At 35.8% G+C, this 8,903-nt stretch carries 12 protein-coding genes and 3 tRNA genes; 1 reads left to right on the top strand and 14 read right to left on the bottom strand.

Annotated features, from left to right (window positions below; genetic code table 11):
* Window positions 1-13: 13 nt before the first annotated feature.
* The 14 genes from ACTQZM_RS11275 to ACTQZM_RS11210 form a co-directional block, all read right to left on the bottom strand.
* Window positions 14-94: transfer RNA gene (locus ACTQZM_RS11275), tRNA-Tyr, on the bottom strand.
* A gap of 23 nt (window positions 95-117) precedes the next feature.
* A tRNA-Gln gene (locus ACTQZM_RS11270) sits at window positions 118-189 on the bottom strand.
* A 7-nt stretch (window positions 190-196) separates the two neighbouring features.
* Window positions 197-277, bottom strand: a tRNA-Tyr gene (locus tag ACTQZM_RS11265).
* A gap of 97 nt (window positions 278-374) precedes the next feature.
* Window positions 375-605, bottom strand: coding sequence for a DUF2969 domain-containing protein (locus tag ACTQZM_RS11260; RefSeq protein ID WP_016251830.1), 231 nt, complete (start codon window positions 603-605; stop codon window positions 375-377).
* A gap of 108 nt (window positions 606-713) precedes the next feature.
* Complete coding sequence (locus ACTQZM_RS11255; protein WP_441653821.1) at window positions 714-1,364, bottom strand: CBS domain-containing protein; 651 nt, start codon at window positions 1,362-1,364, stop codon at window positions 714-716.
* Window positions 1,365-1,367: 3 nt separating this feature from the next.
* Window positions 1,368-2,069: an ABC transporter ATP-binding protein gene (locus ACTQZM_RS11250; protein WP_047241774.1), complete on the bottom strand. Its 702-nt coding sequence runs from the start codon at window positions 2,067-2,069 to the stop codon at window positions 1,368-1,370.
* Window positions 2,069-2,845 carry an ABC transporter ATP-binding protein gene (locus ACTQZM_RS11245; protein WP_016251827.1) on the bottom strand — a complete coding sequence of 259 codons (777 nt, stop codon included), beginning with the start codon at window positions 2,843-2,845 and terminating at the stop codon, window positions 2,069-2,071. Before ACTQZM_RS11245 ends, ACTQZM_RS11250 begins: the two co-directional genes overlap by 1 nt.
* A complete protein-coding gene (locus ACTQZM_RS11240) occupies window positions 2,826-3,803 on the bottom strand; it encodes a branched-chain amino acid ABC transporter permease (protein WP_441653820.1) in 978 nt (325 codons plus the stop codon). Before ACTQZM_RS11240 ends, ACTQZM_RS11245 begins: the two co-directional genes overlap by 20 nt.
* 9 nt (window positions 3,804-3,812) lie before the next feature.
* Window positions 3,813-4,691: a branched-chain amino acid ABC transporter permease gene (locus ACTQZM_RS11235; RefSeq protein WP_016251825.1), complete on the bottom strand. Its 879-nt coding sequence runs from the start codon at window positions 4,689-4,691 to the stop codon at window positions 3,813-3,815.
* 69 nt (window positions 4,692-4,760) lie between these two features.
* Window positions 4,761-5,942: an ABC transporter substrate-binding protein gene (locus ACTQZM_RS11230; protein ID WP_441653819.1), complete on the bottom strand. Its 1,182-nt coding sequence runs from the start codon at window positions 5,940-5,942 to the stop codon at window positions 4,761-4,763.
* Between the two features lie 168 nt (window positions 5,943-6,110).
* The gene (yidD, locus tag ACTQZM_RS11225; protein ID WP_441653818.1) at window positions 6,111-6,377 is read right to left on the bottom strand and encodes a membrane protein insertion efficiency factor YidD; all 267 of its coding nucleotides are present in this window, start codon (window positions 6,375-6,377) and stop codon (window positions 6,111-6,113) included.
* Between the two features lie 63 nt (window positions 6,378-6,440).
* Window positions 6,441-6,617, bottom strand: a complete 177-nt coding sequence (locus ACTQZM_RS11220) for a DNA-directed RNA polymerase subunit beta (RefSeq protein WP_113784261.1) — start codon at window positions 6,615-6,617, stop codon at window positions 6,441-6,443.
* Window positions 6,618-6,629: 12 nt separating this feature from the next.
* Window positions 6,630-7,928: a UDP-N-acetylglucosamine 1-carboxyvinyltransferase gene (murA, locus tag ACTQZM_RS11215; RefSeq protein WP_248624860.1), complete on the bottom strand. Its 1,299-nt coding sequence runs from the start codon at window positions 7,926-7,928 to the stop codon at window positions 6,630-6,632.
* A gap of 32 nt (window positions 7,929-7,960) precedes the next feature.
* Entirely contained in the window at window positions 7,961-8,197 is a 237-nt protein-coding gene (locus ACTQZM_RS11210) for a DUF1146 family protein (protein WP_113784259.1), read from the bottom strand.
* Window positions 8,198-8,410: 213 nt separating this feature from the next.
* Between ACTQZM_RS11210 and ACTQZM_RS11205 the strand changes: the two genes are divergently transcribed.
* Window positions 8,411-8,755 (top strand): metal-sulfur cluster assembly factor, encoded by a 345-nt coding sequence (locus ACTQZM_RS11205; RefSeq protein WP_016251819.1) that lies wholly within the window; start codon window positions 8,411-8,413, stop codon window positions 8,753-8,755.
* Window positions 8,756-8,903 lie beyond the last annotated feature (148 nt).

The raw sequence follows: 8,903 nt of genomic DNA, 5'->3' as shown, positions 1-8,903 counted from the left end.
TACCCCAAGAAAGTGGAGGAGAGTGGATTCGAACCACTGAACCAAAAGGAACGGATTTACAGTCCGCCGCGTTTAGCCACTTCGCTACTCCTCCATATGATTATAGGAAAAACCTAACTGGGGTAGCTGGATTCGAACCAACGCATGAGGGAGTCAAAGTCCCTTGCCTTACCGCTTGGCTATACCCCAAGAAAAGTGGAGGAGAGTGGATTCGAACCACTGAACCAAAAGGAACGGATTTACAGTCCGCCGCGTTTAGCCACTTCGCTACTCCTCCATATGTTTTTCAAGTCAACTATTAAATAATACTATAAAATAATAATTATTTCAAGAGAAAAACATAATTTTTTTGAATAAATAATGCGTAAAGCTATTTATTCTTGTAAATTCCAACGCATTAAAATCGTTTCAATTGCAGCATCTAAACTACGATCTGTTTGAATTTCTTCTTCATTCATAAAACTAACAAAAGATTTAGGCCCATAATGTAATACTTCTCCAATTGTCTTTTTACCAATCGCAAGCTGGGTAACATCATAATTTGTACCATCTATTTGTTTCGTTGTTTCTACAACTTGTACTTGAATATCTTTATTTTTCTTCAATGTTCATCCCTCTTTTCTTAACATATCTATTCTAATCAAACCATCTAGATACTGTCAATAAAAAAATATGGCCAATCCTCACTTGAATTGGCCATCAAAATGCTTTTATTACATAATCGTATTCGTTAGCACAACATCAACTAACTCATAATCATCGCTAGTCAATACTGCTTTCACCTTTTCAGCATCCTTAGTTGCTAATTGAATTTCCACAAAGATTCCTTTAGATAAACGATTAACCACTATCGTTTCAATATTCATTTGAGCATCTGCTAGTTCCTTAGCAATCACCGCTAAAATACCATGATGTTCCTTAGTGATTTTTAGTGTAACTCTGACGCCACCATTTTCATAACCAGAAATCTTTAAAAAGGCATCAAAAATATCGTTATTCGTGATAATACCTACCAATTGATTCTTTTCCATTACAGGTAAGACACCAATTGATTTTGTGCGCATCACTTTTATGGCATCTTCCAATAATGCATCGGCCTCAATTGTGGTAACATGGGTTAACATCACATCACCAACCTTAGTTTTATTAATTAAATAATTCAGCTCAAATACACTTAAACTAGTTGCTTTTGAAGGCATCGATTCTTGAATAACCCCCTGTGTAATTAAACCAACCAATTGATTATCCTCTATCACCGGTAAACGATGAATATCATGCTTTTTCATCAAGTCAATCGCATCAAAAATAGGTGTTTGTGGTGTTACGGTAACTAACTTTTCCGTCATAAAATCTCTTACAGTCATGGTTTAACCCCCTAGATATGCTTTACGTACAGCTTCACTTGCCAATAGTTCTTTTCCTGTACCTTCTAATACAATTTTTCCAGTTTCTAATACGTAGCCGCGATTGGCGATTGATAATGCCATTTTCGCATTTTGCTCAATCAATAAGACTGTTGTACCTTGAGCTTGGATTTCTTGAATAATGGAAAAGATTTCCTTAATAAAAATTGGTGCAAGTCCCATTGAAGGTTCATCTAATAATAATAATTTTGGCTTAGACATCAAAGCTCTTCCCATCGCAAGCATTTGTTGTTCCCCACCAGATAAAGTCGCAGCATCTTGATTACGACGTTCCTTTAAAATTGGAAACTTCGCAAAAATCTGTTCGAAATCCTCTTTAAGCGTATTGTCTTTACGTAAAAAAGCACCCATATCTAAATTTTCTTGTACAGTTAAGCCACTAAAAACATGACGCCCTTCCGGAACTTGAGATAAGCCATCAGCAACAATTTTTTGCGGTGCAGCTTTTTCAATATTTTTTCCCTCAAAGATAATTTGGCCATTTGAAGGACGAACTAGACCAGATATTGTTCTTAAAATCGTAGTCTTTCCTGCACCATTGGCACCAATCAGGGAAACAATTTCGCCTTGTTTGACTTCAAAGCTGACATTATGGACAGCTTGAATCATACCATAATGAACAGATAGATCTTGTACTTTTAGCATTACATTTCCCCTCCTAGATACGCTTCAATAACTTTTGGATTATTCTTTATTTCCATCGGTGTACCATGGGCAATGACACGTCCATATTCCAACACATAAATTCGTTCACATACATCCATAACCAGACTCATATCATGTTCAATTAAGATAATGGTTAAACCAAATTCACGTTGGATTTTTCTGATTAATTCAGTTAATTCAGCAGTTTCTTGTGGATTCATCCCAGCAGCTGGCTCATCTAAAAATAAAATTTTCGGCTCAGTAGCTAATGCCCGGACAATTTCCAAACGTCTTTGTTCACCATACGGCAAGTTTTTGGCTAAGGTATTAACTTTTTGATCCAAATCAAAAATTGCTAATAAATCTTTGGCTTTTTGTCGCATCTCTTCATCATTTTTATAAAACTGTGGTAAACGTAGAATGCTTGAAAACACCCCTTTAGCATGTTTGGTATTCATCGCAATCAAAACATTATCCATGACCGTTAGCTCTTTAAATAGACGAATATTTTGAAAAGTACGTGATAAGCCTAAATCAGCAATTTTGTATGGTTTCATGCCATTTAAACGATTTTCCTTACCTTCAACAGTAAATAAAACATCACCTTCAGAAGGTACATACACGCCAGTCAATAAATTGAACAAGGTCGTTTTGCCGGCCCCATTTGGACCAATTAACCCAACGAGTTCATTTTCTTCTAAAGTTAGATTCACACGTGAGACAGCAGTAAGCCCACCAAAATTTTTAGTTAAATTTTTAACGTCCAACAGAGGCATTGACATCGTCTCCTTTCTTCGTGAATTTATCAATGATACGTTTCACTGAAAATTCCCATGTACCTAATAAGCCACTTGGTTTAAAGATCATGATAATAATCAAAGTAAGCGCGTAAAGGATCATTCGTAAGTAGCCAAAATCTTGTAAATACATATTTAAAATCCCTAAAACAACAGCAGAAAGCACTGCACCCGTTGTACTACCGATTCCACCAAATACAACAATAATCAAAATATCAATGGTTTTCATAAATTGATAGTCTTTAGGGAAAACAGATTGTTGGTAACTTGCAAACAAAGTTCCGGCAATACTTGCTAAAACTGCACCAATCACAAAAGCGAGTACTTTATATTTCGTCGTATTAATTCCCATCGCTTCAGCAGCAATTTCATCTTCACGGACAGATAGTATGGCCCGACCTGGCGCACTATTCATCAAGTTAGAAACTAAGATAATCGAAATCAAAGCAAAAACAAAAACAACTTCCCATGTAGTAACTTGTGGTAACCCGAAAATTCCTGAAGGTCCATTTGTAATATCTCTAAAGTTCACAATCAAAATACGGATAATCTCTGCAATCCCTAAAGTAGCAATGGCCAAATAGTCTCCTTTTAAGCGTAAAGTAGGTAGACCAACCACATAGGCAACAATACCAGATACAAGCATTCCAACTAATAATCCCATGATAAAACCACCATATGTAGGATTGCTAGAAGTAATGATAGCACATGAGTAAGCTCCAATTGCCATAAAACCAGCATGTCCCAAAGAGAATTGTCCTGAAAAACCAATAATCAAATTTAACCCAACTGCAGCAATAATATTAATACCAATATTAACAATAATCGCATCGGTAAATAGCGTAATGAATCCGCCATTATATAAAGCAAGTAAACCCCCATAAACAACTGCGGCAATAGCTACCCAGGCGATATTATATTTTAAATTTTTCTTCATCTTGGGCACCTACACTTTCTCTTTCACATTTTTACCAAGGATACCAGCAGGACGTACGAAAAGAATAATTATTAAAATCAAGTACACTAAAGCATCCTTATAATCAGAAAATCCAAAAGCAGTGGAAATTGTTTCAATCAAGCCGATTACAAAACCACCTAAAGCTGCACCAGGGATAATTCCAATACCACCTAAAACCGCAGCAATAAACGCTTTAAGTCCTGGAGCAACCCCCATCATTGGATCAATTGAATTATAATACAAACCAATTAACATCCCACCGGCAGCAGCTAATGCAGATCCAAGTGCAAAGGTAAAGGAAATTGTTCGGTTGACACTAATTCCCATTAATTGGGCAGCATCTGCATCCACACTCACAGCCCGCATTGCTTTACCCATCTTAGTCTTCTGAATAATTAATTGTAACAAAACCATTAAAACAATAGATACAACTAAGATTAATACTTGAATATTGCTTACTTCAATAAAGCCAAGATGATAAGTTTTCCGAGTGATATCCTGTGGAAATGGTCGTACATCTGGCGAAAAGAAATAAATCATAATATTTTGTAAAAAGAAGGATACACCAATTGCTGTAATCAAAGCAGAAATACGTGTTGATTTTCTCAAAGGACGATAAGCTAAAAATTCAATGGTTACACCTAATAAAGCACAGGCAATCATTGAAATAATCATTGCTGGGAAAAAACCAATTCCCGTATTATTTAATAGGAAATAGCCGATAAAACTACCAATCATATAAATCTCACCATGGGCAAAGTTAATCAACTTGATGATTCCATATACCATGGTGTAACCCAATGCTAATAAGGCATAGATACTTCCCAGGAACAAACCATTTATTAATTGTTGAATGATTGCTTCCATATCGCAAATCTCTCTTTCTATATAAAGTTTAAAAGAAGGAGGCTGACCTGGGCCAAACCTCCACTTTCATTATTTTGCATTGATGGTTTCTGCAGATGATTCTTTACCATCTGTTAAACCAAGAATTACAAGTGATTTTTCAGGGTTGTGGTCTTTATCAATGGTCATTGTACCAGTAACACCTTCAAAATTCTTCAAGTTAGCTAAGCCTTTTTGAATGGCTGCAGAGTCTGCTGATTTTTGATCTTCAATTGCTTGTTTAATCATGTATAGTGAATCATAAGCTAAAGCGTTAAATGTTGATGGTTCAGCATTGTATTTTGCTTTATAAGCTTCAATAAACGCAGGTACCTTATCAGTTGCAGGTGCCTTTGTAGAAAAGTGTGTACTATAAAATACATTGTTTACATTTTGTGCACCAGCTGTTTGCACCATCTTTTCATCACCGAAACCATCTGCACCGATGATTGGTTGTGTAATTCCTAATTCACGCGCTTGCTTAATGATTAAACCAGCTTGTGTGTAATAACCAGGAACATAGATAGCATCAAAATCTTTTCCTTTAAGTTTTGTTAATACCGCTTGGAAATCCTTATCATCTTGTGTAAAGTTTTCTTCTAGAACAATATCACCTTTATATTCTTTCTTAAAGGCTTTCGTTAAACCAATCGCATAATCACTTGAATTATCAGCTAAAATCGCTACTTTTTCAGCTTTTAAATTATTTGTTGCATAATCAGCTAACATAATTCCTTGGAAACTATCTTGGAAACATGAACGGAAAACATATTTCTGAACATCCTTACCATTTAAAGTAATTGAATCATCAGTTGCAGAAGGTGAGATAACTGGCACCTGCGCTTTCGTCATATTCGGAATCACCGTTTTAGTCGCTCCTGATGTTGCAGGTCCGATAACTGCTACGACTTTATCATTTGTGACTAAGTTTGCTGCAACTGTGGCTGCTTCATTATTATCAGATTTATTATCTTTAACAACCAACTTCACTTTTTTACCCAAAATACCGCCGTCTTTATTAATTTGTTCAGCGGCTAATTCAACCCCATTTTTTTCTGCACTACCATAGGCTGCTACCCCACCAGATAACTCAAGGTTTACCCCAATTTTAATAGTGTCTCCAGATTGCTTGTTGCCTCCACCGGCAGCTCCTTTACCACCACCTGGCGCAGCGCTACATGCTGAAAGTAATACTAAACCTGCTACTAAATAAGCTAATTTTTTCATCTTCATCCTAGTTGTCCTCCCTTAATACCATTTAGGATATGTCAACAATATACATAAAAATTTTCTAATTGTCAACAGAATTTTCAGAAAATTTATTATTTTGGAAAATATATTTCAATTCGGAAAAATGTACACAATTTAAAAGCGTTTGCAAAAAAAAGACCAACACCGTGCCTAATCATCATAATTAGGGCGATGTTGATCCTTAGTATTACGTTTCAAAGAAAATTTTAAAGGGACATAATCGATACCACCCTTTACAAATGGATGACATCTTAAAATTCTGGCTATCCCCATTAATGAGCCTTTCAATGCCCCATGTACTTGAATCGCTTGTATCATATAGTTTGAACAAGTTGGATGATAGCGACAACTTGGTGGAAATAACGGTGAAATAAAACGTTGATACCCCCGAACTATTGCAATCAGTACTTTTTTCAATTACCTTTCCTCCAATTATGAAAAATTGACTAGCAAGATTCCCTACTAGTCAACATTCTAATACTACTTAATAAAATCAAAAATATGGTGCCAAATGGACGGATTCAATACTTCAAGCGGATGACCGTCCCCAATAATCCCATAACCAATCATTAAACCGATAAAGAACAACACCACAGCCATAATAAAAACAAGAAATACCTTAATCAAAACATTTGTAATATAGCGAGTATTTTTCATTATGCTTTCCTTTTATGCATTTACTTTTTCTTTTTTAGACAGTTTTTCATCAATATCTATACGTATTACGTCTGCACCTAAAGCACGTAATTTCTCATGGAATTTATAATAGCCACGGTCTAAATATTTCAAATTACGGACACGCGTTCTACCTTTCGCTTTTAAACCAGCAAGAATTAATGCTGCGGCTGCACGCAAATCAGTTGCATAAACAGTCGCACCTTGTAACTCATGTCCACCTTCAATACATGCCACAGACCCATCAATTTTTACATGTGCATTCATTCTGCGCATTTCTTCAAGATGCTGGAAACGATTTTCAAAGACTGTTTCAGTTACAAAACTATTTCCTTTTGCCACTAATTGGATTGCTGTCATTTGAGCTTGCATATCAGTTGGAAACCCTGGGTGAGGTAAAGTTTTTACATCAGTTGGTTTCAAATCCTTAGGGCCAATAACCCGTAATCCTTCTTCAACTTCGAATATTTTTGCTCCCATCTCCATCAATTTAGAAATTAATGGACGATTATGTTCTGAAATGGCGTCATTAATAATGACATCACCACCAGTCATCGCAGCAGCAACCATAAATGTACCTGCTTCGATACGATCTTGAACGATAGAATGCGTTACTCCATGTAAATGTTCAACACCTTCAATACGCATAGTTTCTGTTCCTGCACCATAGATTTTCGCACCCATTTTATTTAATATATTTGCTAAATCGACAATCTCAGGCTCACGCGCAACATTTTCGATAATTGTTGTTCCTTTTGCCTTAATCGCAGCCATCATAATGTTTTGAGTCGCACCTACACTAGGAAAATCCAAATAAATATGAGCGCCATGCAATTCATCCGCAATCGCTTCAATATATCCTTCTGCTTGATTAATTTTTGCACCTAATGCTTGGAAACCTTTTAAGTGTAAATCAATTGGACGCTTACCAATTGCACAACCACCAGGCATCGCCACTTTAGCGTGACCATTTCTGGCTAATAAAGGACCCATAACAACGATTGAAGCACGCATTTTGCTAACATATTCATATGGTGCTTCAATGGCTAACTCATTTGTCGCATCTATTACTACTTGATTTTTATCTTCATTAAAAGTTAATTCAACATTTAAATGACGTATCACTTCATTCATTGTAAACACATCTGAAAGAATTGGTACATTGTTTAATACCGTATGCCCTTGATCCGCTAGAAGACTTGCAGCTAAAATGGGAAGAACCGCATTCTTAGCACCTTCTATTTTTACTGAACCTTTAAGAGCATTACCTCCTTGAACGATAATTTCTTCCATTATATTCGTTCCCTCCAAAAATACACTACCCTTTACTGCAATCTAGCAATAAAAAGATTTTTCGACAATTGTAAAATCTCAAAGAAAAAACTACTTACTAGGTAACCAAGACCAATAGCGAGAAGTAACATAAGCACTCTAATTTGACCTGTTTTTTGCTTTTTAAATAGCGTTTGCAAATTCAGCGACTGCAAAGACCAAAAGGCTAAATATATCCAAATCAGATGGCTTGTAAAACGTACAATCTGTTCAATACTATTATTTAACATGTTACCTCCTAATTCTTTAACATTACTATGATACATTATTTTTTCATGAAAAGCAATGAGGATTTTTTCAAAAAATTTGCGGACCTCTCATATCACGTAATTTTAACGTACAAAATATCCTCCTAATTGAAAAACATACTTTTAGAGTTTCAATAATTTACAAAACGTTCAAAATTCTGTATCATAAAGTATATAAATTTTGGAGGGATATTCATGTCTGATCAACAACATTCATATACAGAAGAACAAATCGAAGCAATTAAAGAGAAAATCTTAACGGCTTTAGAAACAGTTATCGACCCTGAATTAGGGATTGATATCGTAAACTTAGGATTGGTTTATGAAGTTGAATTTAATGGTTCAACCGGTGAAACGGTCATTAAAATGACTTTAACTACAATGGGCTGCCCATTAGCAGATATCTTAACTGATAATATTCATGATGCCTTAGAGGAAGTAGAAGAGGTCAAAAGTGTCGATGTCAAACTTGTATGGTATCCAGCTTGGACAACTGATCGAATGAGTCGATATGCTAGAATTGCCCTAGGTATTCGCTAATAAAACGAATAAAAAAGACTTGAGCCAAATACAGGGTTGAGGTGACCCCAAAAAGTTAGACTTTTTTACGAGACGACTCCGGTCGTCTCGTTTTCATTATGCAGCTAAAAGATGGAGCCTATATTGAACAGGACTCATCCATCCTAAC

Origin of the sequence: Enterococcus cecorum (assembly GCF_052119425.1) — a bacterium.
Taxonomy (GTDB): Bacteria; Bacillota; Bacilli; order Lactobacillales; family Enterococcaceae; genus Enterococcus_E; species Enterococcus_E cecorum_C.
Note: the sequence above shows the minus strand (reverse complement) of the source record. Positions and strands in the feature narration are given on the sequence as shown.

Excerpts from the sequence above, each read along its gene's own strand:
- ACTQZM_RS11210 (WP_113784259.1), bottom strand. The coding sequence starts at position 8,197 with ATGTTAAATAATAGTATTGAACAGATTGTACGTTTTACAAGCCATCTG.
- ACTQZM_RS11255 (WP_441653821.1), bottom strand. The coding sequence starts at position 1,364 with ATGACTGTAAGAGATTTTATGACGGAAAAGTTAGTTACCGTAACACCA.
- ACTQZM_RS11235 (WP_016251825.1), bottom strand. The coding sequence starts at position 4,691 with ATGGAAGCAATCATTCAACAATTAATAAATGGTTTGTTCCTGGGAAGT.
- ACTQZM_RS11240 (WP_441653820.1), bottom strand. The coding sequence starts at position 3,803 with ATGAAGAAAAATTTAAAATATAATATCGCCTGGGTAGCTATTGCCGCA.
- ACTQZM_RS11205 (WP_016251819.1), top strand. The coding sequence starts at position 8,411 with ATGTCTGATCAACAACATTCATATACAGAAGAACAAATCGAAGCAATT.
- ACTQZM_RS11230 (WP_441653819.1), bottom strand. The coding sequence starts at position 5,942 with ATGAAGATGAAAAAATTAGCTTATTTAGTAGCAGGTTTAGTATTACTT.
- ACTQZM_RS11250 (WP_047241774.1), bottom strand. The coding sequence starts at position 2,069 with ATGCTAAAAGTACAAGATCTATCTGTTCATTATGGTATGATTCAAGCT.
- ACTQZM_RS11245 (WP_016251827.1), bottom strand. The coding sequence starts at position 2,845 with ATGCCTCTGTTGGACGTTAAAAATTTAACTAAAAATTTTGGTGGGCTT.
- ACTQZM_RS11220 (WP_113784261.1), bottom strand. The coding sequence starts at position 6,617 with ATGAAAAATACTCGCTATATTACAAATGTTTTGATTAAGGTATTTCTT.
- murA (WP_248624860.1), bottom strand. The coding sequence starts at position 7,928 with ATGGAAGAAATTATCGTTCAAGGAGGTAATGCTCTTAAAGGTTCAGTA.